Raw genomic sequence first — 18690 nt, 5'->3', positions numbered from 1 at the left:
TTAGCTTCAATTTCACTTGGCAAATGGCCTGGGGGCTTTTTAATATCTATAACGTCAAATACGCTCATGCCACTATTTTATGGATAAGTATTTTTTCCGTGGCGAACCAGTTAGTGCAAATCTTCTCCTTTCCACTGTGGAAAAAATGGGCGGAACAAAAATCGAATACCCTAATGCTTGTTTGGGTGGCCCTTGGGATGGCGACGGCCCCATTTCTAAACGCTCTATCCACCAACCTATATTATCTAACCTTTGTCAGCATGACATCAGGATTCTTCGTATCAGGTACCATGCTGCTATTGTTCAACCTTTTGCTCGAGCAATCACCAAAAGAAAAACGAACCTACTGCATCACCACCTACAACATCCTGCTGTCCTTCGTCGCCTTTGTCGCACCACAAATCGGCATCTGGCTTCTTGAAAAAAACGGCATTATAACAGCCTTAAACATCAGCACAATCTTGCGCTTCCTAAGCGCCATCGTATTCTTCATCATGTACATCAAATCGGTCAAAAACCGCAAAACCTCCTTAGCAAAAGGATAACGAGGCTAAAATTAGATGGGGACACAATGGTTGGTGACACAATGATGGTGACAGGCACCGTTCGTGGACAATTGTCCTCCTCCAGTGGACACTTAATTTTTTCTTGAAGTGAATTCTATTTTTTTAAGTAGTGTGAACAGTTGGTTTATTTCGGATTCAGACAGGTTTCGTGTTAGTTTCTGATTGGATGTTTCGATTATTTTTTGGAGGGTTGGGTAGAATTCCATCCCTTTTTTTGTTGGGTAAAGCATATAGGCTCGGCGGTCGTTTTCGTCAATTTTTCGTAAGATGTAACTGGCTTCCTCAAGTTGCTTTACGGTCCGTGCTGTGGTAGCTTTGTCAAATTGGAGTTTGTCTGTTAGTTGATCCTGGTTGATGCCCGGCTCTCTAATGATTTCAATCAGAAAGCTATGTTGACCACCACCGCCAATTTGATATGCTTTCAGTTCTCTCGTTAAGTATTTTTGATTCTGCCGGCTAATCTGTGAAATTAATTTCCCTATTGGAGTTCCCTTCATTTTTTTACTCCTTTTTTATTGTTAACAAAAGTGTAACTTAAATTAGTTGCACACGCAACTAACGTAAGCTACACTATTTCTATTATAATAGTTGCAAACACAACTAATATCCTAGCTTAAAAAGGAGGCACTCTAGATGAAACCAGAAATTAATACATTTCAAGCTGATCCAATGATCCAGAAAAACCGCTGGACGATCTTGATCATTTTGAATTTATTCGTTTTCATGTCAACATTGGATGGCAGTATTGTAAATATTGCCCTTCCTGTTATATCTAAAAATCTAAATCTATCCATCTCGCAAACACAATGGATTGTCAGCAGCTATTTAATAGCAATTTGTACTCTTATTCTTTTCTTCGGCCGATTAGGTGACATTTTTGGAAAAATTAAAGTATTTAAATTCGGAACTGTTATCTTTCTAGTTGGCTCTTTGCTTTGTGGCATCAGTTCCTCCCTTACTGAATTGATCATTTTTCGTATCGTCCAAGCTGTCGGAGCTTCCATGACAATGGCGAATAGTCAAGGAATTATCACTGATATCTTCCCAATAAAAGAACGCGGAAAGGCGCTGGGATTGGTTGGTACGTTTGTTTCACTAGGCAGTATTGCAGGACCAAGTGCAGGTGGAATTCTTGTTTCGGCTCTAGGTTGGGAGTCTATCTTCTGGGTTAACATTCCGATTGGAATTATAGCTATTTCAGTAGGTTGGCGTCTTCTGCCGAAGGACCTTGGTTTGCATAAAGGAAATTTAGATTGGAACGGCAGCCTATTATTTTCTATTTTTATTATTTCGCTGTTTTCCGGACTGCTCCTTGGCCAACAGGTAGGCTACCATGATTGGCGGATCCTTACATCACTTGTTGTTTCCATTATTACCTTTATGTTATTTTTATGGACGGAATCTCATAAAGATCAACCAATGCTACATTTTGCACTGTTTAAAAATCCAGCTTTTTCGTTAAGTATTTTATGCGGCTTTTTGGTGTTTGCCTCGACCTTTTGCTTTAATATCATAGCACCGTTTTATACACAAAATATCTTACATTTGACACCCTTGGGCTCGGGGTTTCTATTAATGCTATTTCCGATTACAATGGCCGTAACCGCCCCGTTTAGCGGAGCCCTGTCTGATAAAATAGGATCAGAGTTTTTAACTTTTATAGGCTTGATTGTTATGGTTCTTGCCCAATTTGGCTTGGCGACCCTTCATAACGGGAGTTCAGTACCATTATTTGGGGTGCTTGTAGCCATGTTGGGATTTGGCAATGGATTATTCCAGTCCCCTAACAATTCCCTCGTTATGTCAACTGTACCTCGGCAACATTTAGGTATTGCTGGCAGCATCAATTCTTTAATACGGAATTTTGGCATGGTCATTGGTATTTCCTTAGCAACTACCACACTCTTTGGGGTAATGAGCCTAAAAGCAGGGCACCGTGTTACGGGGTTGATCCCTGGTCATCCTGATATTTTTATTGAAGGAATGCATGTTGTTTTCATTCTTTCGGCAATAATTTGTTTAACTTCTGCTGTTCTTACAGGATATCGATTAATTAAAACTAGACGGATTGTTCATTCAATCTCTCACGGAGAGGCATCCATCAGTCAAAAAAGTAAACTATAAAAGCCAGGGTTCTGGCTTTTTCTATTTTTTTGAAAAAATGATAATTTGCTATTCTTTATCATATTTTTAAGAAGAAGTTGATTATACTTAAGTGGAGGCCGGTCCATGATTAGAATAAATAATGTTGTGGTGAAACCGAAGGAATTAGTAAAGGATCTTAAGAAGCCGGAGCAAATGCTCATCGTGAACCAAATGGATACCTATAGCGAAACGTATCATTATTTTTCCATTCAACAATTAGAATTTGAACTGCAATTCCGAATCAATACCATGCAAGCTGCAAGGGAACTTAATTCAAGCAAAGCTAAATTTACTACTTTTACCTACGCGATTGCAAATAAAAATTATTGGTATCGTTTGAGTAACGGGGGCTTTCTATTAAGGGAAGGAATTAGTCCGTCCAGGGCCATTCTTGATATATTAAAAAATGGTTCACTTTATGCGTTTGAATGTTCAACAGGGATTGCAATCGTATTATATATTGCCACCCTCTACTCAATTGGGAGTGCAAAATTCGATTATCTATTTAACCGCCTATACCTGATGGACTGGCAATTCGATGAAGACCTGCCCATTTATCAAAAATATGGGGATGATTTCCTTCCCGGTGACGTACTCCACTTCAACAATCCAGACTTTAGTCCAAGAGAGCCCCACTGGCGCGCCGAAAACGTCGTATACTTCGGTGACGATCAATACTACGGCCATGGTGTTGGGATTCGAAACGCCAGCACCATCATCGACTTCCTAAATAAAAAAAGAAGGCCGAATCCACAACTTTCAGCCTACCTCATGCGACTTATTTCAAGACCACACTACCACACATTATCTTCCTACTAGGTTTGTTTACTTAATTTGCATTCAATAAAATATATAAATTGACAAAAACCCCCAATTTATCCACCCTAGACGGACAATTTAGGGGTTTTTGTCCACGAGCGGTGCCTGTCACCACTTTGTTACCATATAAAGTCCCTATTTTTAATGTCCCAATTTCTTATCACCATTTAAAAATTAACAAAAGCCTCTTCCGGATCAGTGTTTTTCTTGAGGATTTTGGTTTGGTTGAGCCATTTGGCGACTTGTTTCCAGGTTTCAGGGTCTTGATAGCCAAATAGCTTTCCTTCTCCGGCTGGGTTCATGAGTGGCAGGAGGATTTCCAGGCTTTTGGTTTCGATTTGTTTGTCTAACGGGCTGGTTTTGTCTTCGTGTTTGAGTAAGACAGCTAGTCCTTCTTTTGGGTGTTCTGTCACATATTTTTGGCCTTTCCTTATAGCTTTCATAAACTTTTTAAACATTTCTGGGTTCTTTTTCAGTTCCGTTTCACTTCCTACTAAAACTAACTCATAATAGTCAGGAACCCCGTAGTCTGCTGGATTCAAGGTTTTCATTGGATGTCCTTCCTTCTCCAACAGTAATTTCTCATGATTGATATAACCGCCGATCAAGGCGTCTGTTTTTTTCGTAGCCATGGCAGGAATCAAATCCCACCCAACATCCACCATTTTCACTTTGTTGGCGTCCCCTCCTGCAGACTTTACCATCGTTTGAATAATTGCTTCATCCAATGGAATGGAAGGATACCCAATTGTTTTACCAGCAAGATCCTTTGGTGTTTGAATCGGACCATTCTTTGGCACCATTAACTGGTTCAACGGATGCCGAACAAGCGCTGCAAATGACTGAACGGGTATTTCTTCCCCACGTGCCACCAATACTTCTGGTTGATAGCTGATTGCCATGTCAATCTTCCCGGCTGCTACCAAACGCAAAGGATCATTAGTATCCGCAGGCATTTGAATATTGACGTCCAACCCCTGTTCTTTAAAATACCCTTTTTCAACTGCACTATAAAGAAACGAATGCACCGCGTTAGGATACCAATCCAACATCAAATTCACTTTTTGTAATTTCCCGCCCTCGCTTGTGGCAGGGGCAACTTTTTCCTTTCCGCATGCACTTACAAAAACAAATAAACAACTTATTAAAATGACAAACCATTTTTTCACCAAGAATCATCCTTTATCGAAATATATTTTTCACAAGCCTCTTCTCTACTAAACTAATTAACAAAAATAGCACGATGCCAAGTAGTGATAGCAGAAAGATAGCTGAAAAGACAGCATCCGCTTGCAGGTTTCCAGACATTCTTCTGCTAAAATACCCCAAACCTTCGCTTGCGCCTAGCCATTCCCCAATGGTTGCGCCTACAACACAATACACCACAGACATTTTCAATCCGGACATAATGGAGGGTAAGGACATTGGTACCTGTATTTTTCGAAAAATAGTCCATCGGCCAGCCCCCATAGTTAACAACAATTCCCTATAGTCATTTCCACCTGCTTTTAAACCGTCATAGGTACTAACCACAATAGGGAAAAAAGCCACTAAAATGGTTACCGCAATTTTGCTCCAAATGGAATAGCCGAACCACAGAATGAAAATAGGTGATATTGCAATCATTGGTATTGTTTGCGAGATAATTAGAAATGGGTACAAGATTTTTTCCATGATTCTCGAAAAATACATTCCCACCCCCAAAAGTAAACCGCATCCAAGAGAGAGGGCAAATCCAATTAAAACTTCTTTCAATGTTGCAATTAAATGGACCTCAAACAAAATCTCTCTATTAGCTATAAGTGACCTTATGACAGTTGATGGTGCAGGTAAAATAAACTCGGGAACCTGGCCGTTTTTAACCACTACTTCCCATAAACTAACTACCAGAATCAGGACTAATAAAAATAACCCATAATCCCCAAACCATTTTTTCCAATTAGCTTTCATGGTGAATTAGCAGCTCCAGTTCTTTTCTCATTGTCATAAACTCAGGTTGATAGATTACTTGGTCACATCTCGGTCTTGAGAGGCTCACTTTCCAGTCTTTTATTCCTGTTGTGGAGAGAATCAAAATTCGATCACTCAATAAAAGGGCTTCCTCCAGATCATGGGTAACGAGCAAGATCGTCTTTTGTAAATCGTCCCATAGACCCAATAACCAGCTTTGCATCTTTCTTTTTGTAAAAGAATCCAAAGCACCGAATGGCTCGTCGAGTAATAACAAGTCTTTTCCAGTCAATAAAGTCCGCAAAAATGCTGCCCGCTGTCTCATTCCACCTGAGAGTTCATGAGGATAAGCATGTTCATATCGGTCCAGTCCAAACCTGGCTAACCATAATCGAATCTCTTCTAGGTTCAACTTTTCCTTCTTAACCTCTAAGGGAAGTGAAACATTTTCAAGGACCGTCTTCCATGGTAATAGTAAATCCTGTTGAGGCATATACCCCACTTCGCCTAACAGTTTTGTTTTGTTGTCAGTTAACACTATTTCTCCGGAATCCGGTTTTATTAAACCAGCAATCAATTTAAAAAGTGTGCTTTTTCCCGACCCGCTCTTGCCAATGATTGATACAAATTCTCCCTCTTTTACCTCAAAAGAGACATCGCGAAAAATGGAATTACGTTCATCAATGGAATAGGACAAATTGGTGATGGAGAGAGTTGATGCTTCAAACAGGCCAATCACCACCATCATAAACCATATCCCAGAACATATATTCAAACCGGGCAGTTGTTAGGAAATGTTCCTCTAAAACCGCTAAGTCCCGTTCTGATTTTCCCTCAGCCAATGTATCAAGCATGTCGATAAGCCATGTTGTCAAAGCGTCAAATTCAATGGAGCTATACATCGTAACCCAATCTCCATATAATAGATGATTGCTAGAACATGGATATTTAACTGCTAGCATACTGCTAATCTCACGATAGCTCCACATACAAGGTAATAATGCGGCGATGATCTCCTCTAATGACCCTGTTTGAGCCACATTCAACATATATCTGGTATAGGCTAAATTGATCGGAGTTGGCTTCGTTTCCTCAAGTTCTTTACAAGTGATCCCAAACTTGGATGCATAACTCCTATGTAGCTCCATTTCCGCGTTTAAGGTTTCATGCAGCAATTTTGCAAAAGCCTTCATCATATTCACATCTTTTGCCTTCACCGATCCCAATGCAAATAATTTTGAATAGTCGATTAAAAACACGTAATCCTGCTTCATATAATGAACGAACACTTCAACCGGTAGTTCTCCTGTTCCTAATCCGGTAACAAAGGGATGCTGATGAGTTTTCTCCCATATTTCCCGTACTTTTTCATACAAGGTCTCGGAAAATTTCACCCTAGTCCCTCCCTATTTCGATTTTGTTTGATGGGATTGCATTCTTTTTCAAAAAAATGGAGAGGATGACTAATCCTAGCAACGCACCTGCAAATGAACTAAAGATAAATAAAGGAATAAACCCAAATAGGGTCGCTTTCTGTCCCATGATCAGCGTGGCAATTGGGTAAGAAAGCATCGCTCCGAAAATTCCCGTTCCGATTACCTCACCAATAAAGGCGAAATAGATTTTTCTAGTTTTATAGAATAAAAGAGAAGCCAGCAGTGCTCCCACCATACTTCCTGGAAAGGCAAAGATCGACCCGGTCCCCATTAGATTTCTGATAAGTGAAACACAAAAGGCTTGGGCGACAGCGTAATAGGGTCCTAGTAAAACAGCTGACAAGACATTTAAAAAATGCTGGACTGGAAATACTTTTGTAAAACCAATCGGAATGGCTACAAGATTGCTAGAAATAGTCCCAATGGCAATCATCATGGCTGTAAGTGTGATCTTATAGGTTTTATTCATGGCGTTACAACTCCAAAAACTTTATTTTTCAAATCCTTAGAAGCTTTATACGGTGATGAAGCTTGACTAATCGCAGAAATCACAGACACACCATCCGCACCAGCTTCCATTACGATATGTGCATTTTCTATTGTAATCCCGCCAATTCCAACAATTGGTGTCGTAAATCCCATCAAACGCAGCTCCTGGATTACCGTTGTACCACGTGCGGGTTTGGCATCTTCCTTGGTTGTAGTAGGAAAAATCTCGGACCCACTCCAAAATAATCTGCCCCATCTTTTAGTGCTGCTTCTGCCTCTTCCAACGAGTGCACAGAAACACCTAAAATTTTGTCGCCCATCTTTTCTCTTACTGTTCTTACATCCTCGTCGTCTTGCCCGATGTGTACACCATCTGCATTCAAAGCAACTGCGAGATCGATATCATCATTGACAATAAACGGTACCTGATTCTGTTTACATATCTCCTGCAGTTGCTTTGCTAAGTTATATTTTTTCAACCCAGTTAGTGCTCCGTCCCCTTTTTCGCGGAATTGAAAAAGGGTAATCCCCCCTTGGATCGCTTCTTGGAGTACCTTTTGGGGGTTCTCTTGGCAGTTAGTGCTTCCCATTATGAAATAAACCTTTAGTGCATCGCCTAAATTTTTCATAGTGTGGTAAACTCCTTTCTTTTTCGATATGCCCAGTGATTGGTCGGACCATGGCCTTGACCAATTGAGATCCCGTTTTCGATTGCTGCTTGTATAAAATTTTTGGCGACGACTACCGCCTCATGAACAGTTTTCCCTTTTGCCAGCTCCGCTGTTATGGCCGCTGCGAATGTACATCCAGTACCATGTGTGTTTTTTGTTGGGATTCGTTTGCTCGTTAAGGTAATAAATTTTTCACCATCAAATAATAGATCTGAAGATTCAGTTGAACCTTCATCGTGTCCACCTTTAATGACCACAAAGGTCACTCCCATATCAAATAAACGTTTTGCAGCTTCTTGTTTATCCTTTTGGGTAAGAATCTTCATATCCGTTAAAACCTCTGCCTCTGGGATGTTCGGAGTAATTACCTTTGCTAAGGGTATTAAATGTTTTTTCATTGCAAAAATGGCTTCATTTAGTAATAGAGACGCCCCCCCTTTAGCGATCATGACCGGGTCGATTACCAGATTCCCCCATTTATCGGTTTTCAGATTTTCTGCTACAGCCTCTATAATTTCCGCATTGAACAGCATTCCGGTTTTTATGGCATCCGTCCCCATGTCATCACCAATGGCTTTTATTTGTTTTTCTACCGCCTCTGCCGACATGGGGTAAACACCATGAACACCCAACGTATTCTGCGCCGTANNCATTCCAAACACCTGTAATTCCTGAAAAGTCTTGAGATCCGCTTGAATTCCTGCCCCGCCACCACTGTCGGAGCCCGCAATTGTTAGTGCTTTTTTCATCATTTCCGTCCCCTTTTACATTTTTCTAAAGGAAGCCAATTGATGTAGGTCTTCTTCTGAAATTAGTGACAGTTGATTTAAAAATTCGATCTGGAAACTACCCGGACCACACTCCACTGTTTTATGTGCTGCTTTTTCAGCAGCAACGCCATAAAAGGTGAGGGCAGAGATAGTAGCCTTCATCAAATCATGTTCCACCCCTGCAAACACCCCAACTACCGAGGTTAATAAGCATCCGGTGCCAGTCACCTTTGTTAAAATCGGATGACCGTTTGAGATGAGATAAGTTGCGTTACAATCTGATACGACATCTTCTTTACCGGTAATCACGACGGTACATGCTAATTTCTTAGCAGCTTTTTGGGCAAGCTCTACCACATTTCCTCCTGTATTTCCTGCATCTACCCCTTTTATTTCCCATTTTTCACCGACAACATTGGCGATTTCTGCAGCATTTCCTCTGATAATGTTCACTTTCACTTCACTTAGGATTTTGTGTGCTGTTTTTGTGCGATATGGAGTAGCACCAGCACCAACAGGATCAAAAATAACAGGAACCCCTTGTTCATTTGCCGCTTTTCCGGCGATCAACATGGCCTCAACGACAGGTTCAGATAATGTTCCAATATTTAATACGAGTGAACTGGCTATTTTGGCCATATCAGCGACTTCTTCAGGCGCATAAGCCATGACCGGTGATGCCCCCATTGCCAGCAGGCCATTTGCTGTAAAATTTGTGACAACCACATTTGTGATATTATGTACCAGCGGATTCCTTTCTCTAACCTTCTGTAATGTTTCGACTAAGAATATTTTCTCCATGTCCATCTCTCCTTTTCTTTGTAAACATAAAAAAACCAGATCCATTATTGGACCTGGTTTGAGGTTAAACGAACGTGAAACAGCTTTGTTTCGCATTAGCTACTTTCCTACGCTGGTATTACCCAGATCAGGTCCAAAGGGTTAAAAACCTCGCAGTTTTCTCTCAGCCCGATACAGGGCACCCCTAGTAGATTGATATTTATTAAACTTTTATTATCATAACCATATTCATCTATGTTGTAAAGAAATAAACTCAGGGAGCTACAAAAATATAGTAGTAATTAGTTTACATAACATTATTATAATCCATTAAGTAGAATGCTTGATTTTAACTTAAAAAGCCTCTCCACCAACCGACAAATCCCATCCAGAAATGTCTAATCCTGCGCTTTCCCGAGCAATAAATTACTGCATAGAAATTCATCCCCTAATCAAAAAATCAACCAAATAACAAAAAAAGAAAACAAACCATACCCCTAATCATGATTTGTTCTCCTGCTATTGGTAATCCCTTACATTTTGTCCTCCCCATATGGACAAATCACTCTATTTTGTACTTTTGTGGTGCTTGTCACCAATTTCCAATATATTCCTCAAGTGTTCAAGAACGGAAGCTTGGGTGTCGGGTCTTTGGAGGGCGATGTCGATTGTTGCTTTGATGTAGCCGATTTTGTCGCCGATATCGTATCTGTTTCCTTCAAATTTGTAGGCGAGGATGGCTTGGGTTTGGTTGAGTTGGTTGATGGCTTCGGTTAGTTGGAGTTCGTTGTCTTGTCCGATTGGGAAGTGTTCGAGGATTTGGAAGATTTCCGGGCGTAGGATGTAGCGACCCATGATAGCTAGGTTGGAAGGGGCGACATCTGGGTTTGGTTTTTCGACGAATGCGTCAACATAGCATAGTGATTCGTTTAACATTTGCCCTTTTGGTTTGATGATGCCATATTTATTTACATCTTGATCCGGAACGTCTTGGATGGCGACAACTGAACTGTTGTAGTATTCAAAAATATCCACCAGCTGTTTTAAGCAAGGTGTTTTTGATTGAACGATGTCATCTCCCAGCATTACGGCAAACGGCTCGTCTCCTATTAAATTTTTTGCACAAAGGATCGCATGCCCTAGTCCTAAAGGTTCTTTTTGTCGGACATAATAGATTTTAACGAGTTCAGTTATTTTTTGAACCTCCGCTAATGCCTCGAATTTATTCTTTCTTAACAACGTATCTTCCAGCTCAAATGATTTATCAAAATGATCCTCTATCGACCGCTTTCCCCTTCCGGTAATCATGATGATTTCCTTAATTCCCGAAGCAACGGCTTCTTCAACAATATATTGAATGGTTGGCTTATCGACTATTGGCAGCATTTCTTTGGGCTGGGCTTTCGTTGCAGGTAAAAAGCGGGTACCGAGGCCGGCAGCTGGAATAATGGCCTTTCGGATTTTCATGTTTAGCCTCCTTCCGTATTTCAACTTTTTCGTTTATATGCAATCGTACAACTATGGCCAAAGAGAGTAACCCTACTATACGTGTGTCTAAAAAAACTCCCTCCCCAATCAGGTTCGGGAGCCATTCATGTTTGATTGGATCGGCCGATAGACTTTTTTAATAAATCCATTCATCAGTTTTGGAAGAATTTTATAACGTCTAGTTAATAAAGTAGTAACGATTTCTTTTCTTTCTGTTTTTGAAACATTCCAATCATCAGGGATAAGTGATACAATTTCCTCGATTAATAAAATGGGAATCGATTGTATCACCTCCATTTGTTTAATAAATTGCCCCTCATCCGTGATAAATTGCGCCATTAATTGGTGTGTCGCACTTTTCAAAATCCCTACGGGGAGCAACTCAGAATCTGGATGCTGCCAGTTATAAGAGGCAAATATCTCCGCATGATCAATCGCCCAAAGTTGATACGAATTAGGAGTGTCTTCCCGCAAAAGAATGTTCTTACGGGTCCGATCTCGATTACATAGCCAGTAATCAAATAAAATAATCCCTGCCAGTGATTGTGAATTTACAATCGATGAAACGGTGGAAACTTGATGCCCGTCATAACATCCCGGGATGTAAACAGAGGCAAATTGATGCTGAGTAAGATGCATTTCTGCCAGTTCAGGAATGCTAACTGAAAATTCTTCCGGAATTTCAACAATGGTAGCAAAGGGAATCGGTAATCCTAAGAACCTTCCCAAGCAATAAGCGACCCATTCATTTGGCAGTGAACGGTCAAATCCTGGCTGAAAGTATTTCACCACATAATCTTTACCATCACTAAATGTAATCAGGTGAGCGTTTGATTTCCCTTCTAGTTTTTTCACATAAGAAATAGGCTGAATCATTCATTACACACCTCACCGTCAATATGGGCATGTTCATTCACAATACTTTTTAGCAATTTAACATATTGATCGGCCACAAGCTGAATCTTAAAGGTTTCCTCTACATGCTTCCTCGCTGTCACAGACATTCGTCCATGTAAATGGGGGTCGTCAAGAATTTGATAAATCTGGTTCACTGCATCTTCCACATTTTGCCCCCGGAATAGCAAACCTGTCTCACCATTTATCACGATTTCATTAATCGGCATCATATTCGAAGCAACTACAGGCACTCCGCAAGCCATTGATTCGATAAATGTATTACCAAACGATTCTGACTTGGTTGTAGCAAGTGTACAGCCGCCTGATTCACGAATTTTTGCATACATATGCGGCATTTGCTGATAGTGGATCACTGGGAACCATTTCAGTATATCCGTCAGTCCTTCATCCTTCCAAGCTGCGGCAAACTCCTCACGCTGAACACTTTGAGCGCCACCTATTAACCAAATCTCAATATCCGATCGTTCACTTTTAATTTGTTTGGCAATCTCAAGTAACATGGGCCAATTTTTCCGCTTATCAGTACGGCCAATCCAACCAATTATTTTTTTACCCACTGGAAGAATTGGTTCATGTTCATAATGGATTTCTTCCGGGGCAAGAGCTGTAAAAAATTGATTGTCTACACCATTGTAAATGACTTGAATGGGGACCTCATCCGTTAAAATCGAGACAAGGCGCTTTTGATATTGGGAGGGGACGATGATGACCTGAGGTTGAATTCTTTTAAACGTTTTTAAATGAGGCATTAATTTTATCAATTCAGGGGTCCGGGCTTCAATTAGAACGGGGCCTTTGTATTTAGCCTTTCTAATCCATTTATAAGCTGCTCCGGTATCCACAACAATGATGGCATCATATGAATTCTTTTTAATCATTTTTATTATCTCTTGTTCATCCTTAGTTATATAGACCTTTGCCACATCCTCCATAATATGGAGTCCCCCATGGTCCGTCGTGTATAAAAACTCCGTTTCAATCCCGTTTTTTTTAAAATAAATAGCCCGATTGCGCCAACCGGCATTTACTCCGCCAACTGTTAGCAAACGCCAGATGACCAGCACTTTCATTTTTGGATCACCTCTCTTTAGAAGGGCATCTCCCTCTTTTTCATTCCATTATCTTACTCTATCTTTTTCTCCCTTCGCCGTGAAAATCTTTTCGATCATGCCTTTTGTCTCGTTCTTCTCGATGACCTCTACGGTGGGTCCTTTCATGTCCTTCTCCAGGTTTTTTCTTTTCGTTCATTTTCTTGCTATCAGATCTTTTATCAGATTTGTGCTTACTTTTTTTATCTTGTCCCTTTTCATTCCGAGAGCTTTTTTCACCATAGTATTCTTTTTTGCTATACCGATCCCAGTCGTCACTTTCATCTTTTCGGTTCATATAGACGCCTATTTCCGCCTCCCGCTTATCCCAATATTCCTCGATTTTCTCAAGTACCTTGTCAGGATCACTGCCGCGGGCTAACATGGTTTTGATCCATTCTTCCTTAAAAACCTTATACATCAAACCAGTAAGCTGTTTTACATGTTCTTGTTCATTATCCTTTACTTGCAAAATTTCGCTTACCTTGCTGACTTTATCCTTATCCGGTGGTTGTTGAATGAGCACTTGATAAATGTCTCGTGAAAGCTCCTCCATCCGAATATAATGCTGCCATTCTTCGTATAAAGGTCGAGCAAACCATTGCACATGCTGTAAAAATAGTTCCTTGTATTCTTCTCCTAAAGAATTTAATAATTTGCGAGGATACGGGTATACTCGATCACGCCAAATCGTCCTGGCTACATCAATAACTTTTAAACTCCCATCAGGCTGCAAATAGATTTGCCGTTTATGGTGGTCGATCCGTTCATAACCAATTTCTTTGAACGTCGTTAACATTTCAATTAATCTCAATGAAAGCTCCCAAGTGAGCGGCTGTGATTGCAGATATTCCCGCAAATCCACTCCACGGATGATTTCCATAGCGATATAGAGTTTTCCTTTGGCATATACTTTTGGTAAAAGATTTGTATGCTGGCCGAGAGATAAGGCATAATGTTCTCTCTCACAATCTTCTTGATTACCAAATACCTTCACACAAATATCATCAGAATATTGGAAAACGGCCCCTTGACGCCCCTTTCCAATCATCTGCATCGGTGAAAGATTTTCCACTTCCACATCAGCATTTATCATATTGGTAACCTTGATTCCTTCTACCCAAATTTCCAACTGCTTTATATCCATTCTTCTCCTCCCTTCCAATTCACATCTTTTCCTTAAGGTAAATCATTAGAAAAAAGGAAGTAGATCCTTTCCGTCCATACAATGCATGACAATACCTTATCTCTTATAGTAAATTCAAAAGCTTATCAAATGGTACAGGCTCCTATCATAGATAAATCCCAAAATATAAATCCCTGTTCCCCAAAAAAATAGTGCAATGGTGACAGGCACCGATTGCACTATTTTTACTTTTATGATAGTTCTATTTTTCCCTTTGCATAACCCCTGTCAAATAGGTGAGAAATACAAGGGTTCCCAGTTTAACCGTTGGTTGGACTGCGGTGTCTTTTAATGGATCGAGGCAAACAATGTCCATGGAATTTACTTTTGGGTGACGAGCAGCAGTCAAGACTCCTTCAAGAAGCTCAGCCGTTGTCATCCCGCCAGGTGTAGACGCCGGAACTCCTGGTGCGTAAGCAATATCCAGCACATCCATGTCAATGGTCATGTAAATGGTATCGACCTTTTCAGCCAGTTTTTCCAAGCAATCTAAAACGGTCGAGGCGATTCCTTTTTTCCGAGCCTTGGCCAAAGTGATATAATTGACACCTTTCTTATCAGCGTAATCCTTCAAATCCTTTGTATTGAAGAATCCATGCAGACCGATATTGTACATATTGGAACCTTCGACTATACTACTTTCGATTAAATTCCTCATCGGAGTTCCATTTGAAGGACCATTGTCAGTAAGATCGCGCAGATCAAAATGGGTGTCAAACTGAATAATGCCGATTTTTTCGGAAGGTCGGGCCCGTTGCAGCCCCTTCACCATCATGGCTGTTATGGAATGATCACCACCAATCGCACAGATTTTAGAACGATCAAAAATCTGGTGTAAGGCTGCAGAAGCATCCATGATATTTTCATGACATTGACGAATATCGGTAACATGCATCGGCACATCTCCGGCATCCAACACTGTCATTTGGGATAAATCACAGTCCTCATCAAGATTATAGGTAGTGAATCCCTTCCATGCGCGGCGGAAGGCATCCGGAAATTCAGATGCACCGGATGGACTGATCGATGAACGAGACAGCGGTACCCCGACGATTACCGCATCGGCATTTTTACTTTTTTCAGGATCTGACTCATTTGATAGCGGCCGAATCCATTCATGAACTTTTGATACAACTGCTCCTTCCACAGAAAGAACCCAGGTGAAACTTGGTGGATTCACTTTAGGAAAAAGAAAGCTCTTCAACTAGCTGACCTCCTTTGACCACCACCTGGCCATTTTTCACAACAGTATCCGTATGATTAACTCCATATGAGTATTGAAGTTTCATATAATTCCCTACATTAAAAATGGTTACATCCCCTTTTTTACCGACTTCCAAGCTGCCGATTTCACCTGCTCGATTAATCGCATGTGCCGCATTGATGGTAGCTGCTGTAATAACTTCTGCCGGTGTCATCCCCATTTTCAAACATCCTAGATTCATAATGAATGGCAATGACACAGTTGGTGAAGAGCCTGGATTACAATCGGTCGACAGAGCAACTGGAACTCCTAAATCAATCATTTTTCGGCCATTTGCTGATTCCGCCATTAAAAAATATGCTGTTCCTGGCAGAAGAACGCCAACAACTCCAGCCTCAGCCATTGCTTTCATCCCTTCTTCAGAAGCTCGTAGAAGGTGGTCTGCAGATATGGCTCCAACCTCCGCCGCGAGTTCCGCACCTTCATAAGGCTCAATCTCATCAGCATGAATTTTTGGAATCAACCCATATTGCTTGCCGGCCTCAAGAATTTTTTTGGACTGCTCAGGAGTAAACACACCATGCTCGCAAAATACATCGTTAAACTCGGCCAAACCAAGCTCCGCTACCTTTGGAATCATTTCTTCAGTTAATACTCGAACAAATTCATCCGGCTGATCCTTGTATTCTTTTGGTACGGCATGTGCTCCCATAAACGTTGAAACAACATCAACGGCATGTTTTTCATGTAACGCTTTTGCCACTTCCAGCTGCTTCCGTTCGGTTTCCCAATCCATTCCATAGCCACTTTTTGCTTCCACGGTTGTAACCCCGTGCTTTAAAAATTGATTTAAGCGTTGGTAGCTTTCCTGAAAAAGTTGTTCACTTGTGGCCGCCTTTGTTGCTCTAGTCGTGGCATGAATCCCGCCACCCGCATTCATGATTTCCATATAGGTCGCACCCTGCAGGCGCATATTAAACTCATTTTCCCTGCTTCCAGCAAACACCAGATGGGTATGGGGATCGACTAATCCCGGTGTGACCACTTTTCCGCTCGCATCCACGACCCCTGCCTCATTTAGCCTGCCTTCATATTTTTCCAGTAATTCTGAATCCGTACCCACTGCCTGAATCAAACCATTTTCAATCCAAATACTGCCATCTTCAATGATCCCAAGCTCTGACATCCCGTCCTTTACCCGGGGAGCATCTGAACTCCCCTGTAAAGTGACAAGCTGTGATGCATGTCTAATAAAAATTGCTTTTCCCATTTAGATCCTCCTAATCCTGTTGCTGCTAGCAAACTTTCAACATTCTATTCCTGTTCGAGCATTGGCATTTTAATTCCCTTTTCTTTAGCTGTCTTAATAGCCAGGTCATAACCCGCATCTGCATGTCGAACTACGCCCATACCCGGATCAGTCGTTAATACCCGCTGCAAGCGCACTTCCGCTTCCTTCGTACCATCAGCCACAATGACCATCCCAGCATGTTGAGAATAACCCATACCTACTCCACCGCCATGGTGAACCGAAACCCAGCTGGCACCACCCACCGCATTAATCAGTGCATTTAAGATCGGCCAGTCAGATACAGCATCACTGCCATCCTTCATTCCTTCTGTTTCACGATTAGGAGAAGCAACTGAACCCGCGTCTAAATGATCACGACCGATTACAATTGGTGCCGAAACTTCTTCAGAAGCCACAAGATCATTGATTATTTTTCCTAGACGAGCACGATCCCCGTACCCTAGCCAGCAAATCCGTGCTGGCAAGCCTTGGAAGGCAATTTTTTCCTGAGCCATCTTAATCCATTTGCATAAATGTTCATCCTCTTTAAATTCACGGAGGATGGCCTCATCGATTTTTAAAATATCAGCTGGATCGCCTGAAAGAGCTGCCCAACGGAACGGCCCTTTTCCTTCACAGAATAATGGACGGATGTACGCTGGTACGAACCCAGGGAAATCAAACGCGTTTTTGACACCTTCATCCTTGGCAACCTGGCGGATATTGTTGCCGTAATCAAAGGTGATGGCTCCCTTTTCCTGCATAGTCAACATGGCTTTTACATGGATGGCCATACTTTGTTTTGCAAGCTTCACATATTCAGCAGAATCTTCCTTGCGCAATACCGCTGCCTGTTCAAGTGTGTAACCAACAGGTATATACCCGTTCAATGGGTCGTGAGCTGAGGTTTGATCAGTCAACACATCAGGCGTGAAACCTTTTTCAATCATCAGTGGTAAAATTTCTGCAGCATTGCCCAATAAACCGATTGATAGGGCTTTTCCGGCCGTCTTCGCTTCATGTGCCCATTTCAATGCCTCATCTAAATCATGTGTTTTGACATCCAAATATCGCGTTTCAATACGGCGATCGATTCGCCATTCATCCACCTCTACCGCAATACATACACCATCATTCATGGTTACGGACAACGGTTGTGCACCACCCATTCCGCCTAGTCCTGCTGTTAGCGTAATAGTATGTTTCAGGGAACCGCTGAATTCCTGTCGTGCCAGCTCGGCAAAGGTCTCATAGGTGCCTTGAACGATCCCTTGGCTACCAATATAAATCCAACTTCCCGCTGTCATTTGTCCGTACATGATCAACCCTTTCTGATCTAGTTCGTGGAAGTGTTCCCAATTGGCCCAGGCCGGAACAAGGTTTGAGTTTGCCAATAATACTCTTGGTGCGTCTTTATGCGATTTAAAGACTGCAACTGGTTTTCCTGACTGAATTAACAACGTTTCATCGCTTTCCAGCTCAAGCAGTGTTTTCACTATTGCATCGTAAGAATCCCAGTTTCTTGCTGCTTTTCCAATTCCGCCATATACGACCAAGTCTTCAGGTCTTTCCGCAACCTCAGGATCTAGATTGTTCATTAACATTCTGAGCGCAGCCTCTTGAATCCACCCTTTTGCATGTAATTCAGTACCTTTAAAATTCTTGATCACTCTTGATTTAGCTGTATTTTCCACCATTTCCTTCACTCCCTTATTACTATTCATTATCTTTATTTTAAAATGGAAATCTTCTGAAAAATACCAATGAATGTTTTGATGTATCGTAAATTTTTTAGGTAAAAGAGAACTTTATTTAGGAAGGTTGTCTAAAAAGTAGTAATATTTTTAGATTAAGTGCACATTTTTTATATAAAAGGCTATTTTAAAGAA

18 protein-coding genes, 1 pseudogene and 1 riboswitch are annotated in these 18690 nt (G+C 41.2%); of the genes and pseudogenes, 3 read left to right on the top strand and 16 right to left on the bottom strand.

The window, feature by feature from the left end; translation table 11 throughout:
• Nucleotides 1-545: MFS transporter (locus V7083_RS02385; RefSeq protein ID WP_335474979.1), on the top strand; the 545-nt coding region annotated here is incomplete at its 5' end.
• A 92-nt stretch (nt 546-637) separates the two neighbouring features.
• Here the strand turns inward: V7083_RS02385 and V7083_RS02380 are convergent.
• A complete protein-coding gene (locus tag V7083_RS02380) occupies nt 638-1063 on the bottom strand; it encodes a MarR family winged helix-turn-helix transcriptional regulator (protein ID WP_335474977.1) in 426 nt (141 codons plus the stop codon).
• Nucleotides 1064-1199: 136 nt separating this feature from the next.
• Here V7083_RS02380 and V7083_RS02375 point away from each other — a divergent pair, with 136 nt between their 5' ends.
• Entirely contained in the window at nt 1200-2690 is a 1491-nt protein-coding gene (locus tag V7083_RS02375) for an MFS transporter (protein WP_335474975.1), read from the top strand.
• Between the two features lie 105 nt (nt 2691-2795).
• A complete protein-coding gene (locus V7083_RS02370) occupies nt 2796-3530 on the top strand; it encodes a protein-glutamine gamma-glutamyltransferase (RefSeq protein ID WP_335474973.1) in 735 nt (244 codons plus the stop codon).
• Between the two features lie 167 nt (nt 3531-3697).
• On the opposite strand, the gene V7083_RS02365 is transcribed toward V7083_RS02370, so the two are convergent.
• The 15 genes and pseudogenes from V7083_RS02365 to hutU all read right to left on the bottom strand — a co-directional run bounded on the left by V7083_RS02365 (nt 3698) and on the right by hutU (nt 18498).
• Nucleotides 3698-4702: an ABC transporter substrate-binding protein gene (locus V7083_RS02365; protein WP_335474971.1), complete on the bottom strand. Its 1005-nt coding sequence runs from the start codon at nt 4700-4702 to the stop codon at nt 3698-3700.
• Between the two features lie 10 nt (nt 4703-4712).
• On the bottom strand, nt 4713-5480 hold the full coding sequence (locus tag V7083_RS02360; protein ID WP_335474969.1) for an ABC transporter permease: 768 nt from the start codon (nt 5478-5480) through the stop codon (nt 4713-4715).
• Nucleotides 5470-6228 (bottom strand): ABC transporter ATP-binding protein, encoded by a 759-nt coding sequence (locus V7083_RS02355; RefSeq protein WP_335474967.1) that lies wholly within the window; start codon nt 6226-6228, stop codon nt 5470-5472. The genes V7083_RS02360 and V7083_RS02355 overlap by 11 nt, the downstream gene beginning before the upstream one ends.
• Nucleotides 6203-6874: a thiaminase II gene (tenA, locus tag V7083_RS02350; RefSeq protein WP_335474965.1), complete on the bottom strand. Its 672-nt coding sequence runs from the start codon at nt 6872-6874 to the stop codon at nt 6203-6205. The genes V7083_RS02355 and tenA overlap by 26 nt, the downstream gene beginning before the upstream one ends.
• 1 nt (nt 6875) lies before the next feature.
• Nucleotides 6876-7385 carry an energy coupling factor transporter S component ThiW gene (gene thiW / locus V7083_RS02345; RefSeq protein ID WP_335474963.1) on the bottom strand — a complete coding sequence of 170 codons (510 nt, stop codon included), beginning with the start codon at nt 7383-7385 and terminating at the stop codon, nt 6876-6878.
• Nucleotides 7382-8034: pseudogene (gene thiE / locus V7083_RS02340) on the bottom strand (thiamine phosphate synthase). Before thiE ends, thiW begins: the two are co-directional and overlap by 4 nt.
• On the bottom strand, nt 8031-8828 hold the full coding sequence (gene thiD, locus V7083_RS02335) for a bifunctional hydroxymethylpyrimidine kinase/phosphomethylpyrimidine kinase (protein WP_335474961.1): 798 nt from the start codon (nt 8826-8828) through the stop codon (nt 8031-8033). Before thiD ends, thiE begins: the two are co-directional and overlap by 4 nt.
• Nucleotides 8829-8840: 12 nt before the next feature.
• Nucleotides 8841-9647, bottom strand: coding sequence for a hydroxyethylthiazole kinase (gene thiM / locus V7083_RS02330; RefSeq protein WP_335474959.1), 807 nt, complete (start codon nt 9645-9647; stop codon nt 8841-8843).
• A gap of 87 nt (nt 9648-9734) precedes the next feature.
• A riboswitch (TPP riboswitch) is annotated at nt 9735-9843 on the bottom strand.
• A gap of 350 nt (nt 9844-10193) precedes the next feature.
• Nucleotides 10194-11093 (bottom strand): UTP--glucose-1-phosphate uridylyltransferase GalU, encoded by a 900-nt coding sequence (galU, locus tag V7083_RS02325; protein WP_335474957.1) that lies wholly within the window; start codon nt 11091-11093, stop codon nt 10194-10196.
• 108 nt (nt 11094-11201) lie between these two features.
• A complete protein-coding gene (locus tag V7083_RS02320; RefSeq protein WP_335474955.1) occupies nt 11202-11990 on the bottom strand; it encodes a HipA family kinase in 789 nt (262 codons plus the stop codon).
• Nucleotides 11987-13102 carry a glycosyltransferase family 4 protein gene (locus V7083_RS02315; RefSeq protein ID WP_335474953.1) on the bottom strand — a complete coding sequence of 372 codons (1116 nt, stop codon included), beginning with the start codon at nt 13100-13102 and terminating at the stop codon, nt 11987-11989. Before V7083_RS02315 ends, V7083_RS02320 begins: the two co-directional genes overlap by 4 nt.
• Before the next feature lie 58 nt (nt 13103-13160).
• Complete coding sequence (locus tag V7083_RS02310) at nt 13161-14267, bottom strand: hypothetical protein (RefSeq protein ID WP_335474951.1); 1107 nt, start codon at nt 14265-14267, stop codon at nt 13161-13163.
• A 241-nt stretch (nt 14268-14508) separates the two neighbouring features.
• Entirely contained in the window at nt 14509-15510 is a 1002-nt protein-coding gene (locus V7083_RS02305) for an agmatinase family protein (protein ID WP_335474949.1), read from the bottom strand.
• Nucleotides 15488-16780 carry an imidazolonepropionase gene (gene hutI, locus V7083_RS02300; RefSeq protein ID WP_335474947.1) on the bottom strand — a complete coding sequence of 431 codons (1293 nt, stop codon included), beginning with the start codon at nt 16778-16780 and terminating at the stop codon, nt 15488-15490. Before hutI ends, V7083_RS02305 begins: the two co-directional genes overlap by 23 nt.
• 44 nt (nt 16781-16824) lie before the next feature.
• Entirely contained in the window at nt 16825-18498 is a 1674-nt protein-coding gene (gene hutU / locus V7083_RS02295) for a urocanate hydratase (protein WP_335474945.1), read from the bottom strand.
• Nucleotides 18499-18690: the final 192 nt, after the last annotated feature.

The sequence above is a fragment of the Bacillus sp. JJ1764 genome (assembly GCF_036962145.1).
Lineage (GTDB): Bacteria > Bacillota > Bacilli > Bacillales > Cytobacillaceae > Neobacillus.
This window is presented reverse-complemented; position numbering and strand designations above follow the sequence as displayed.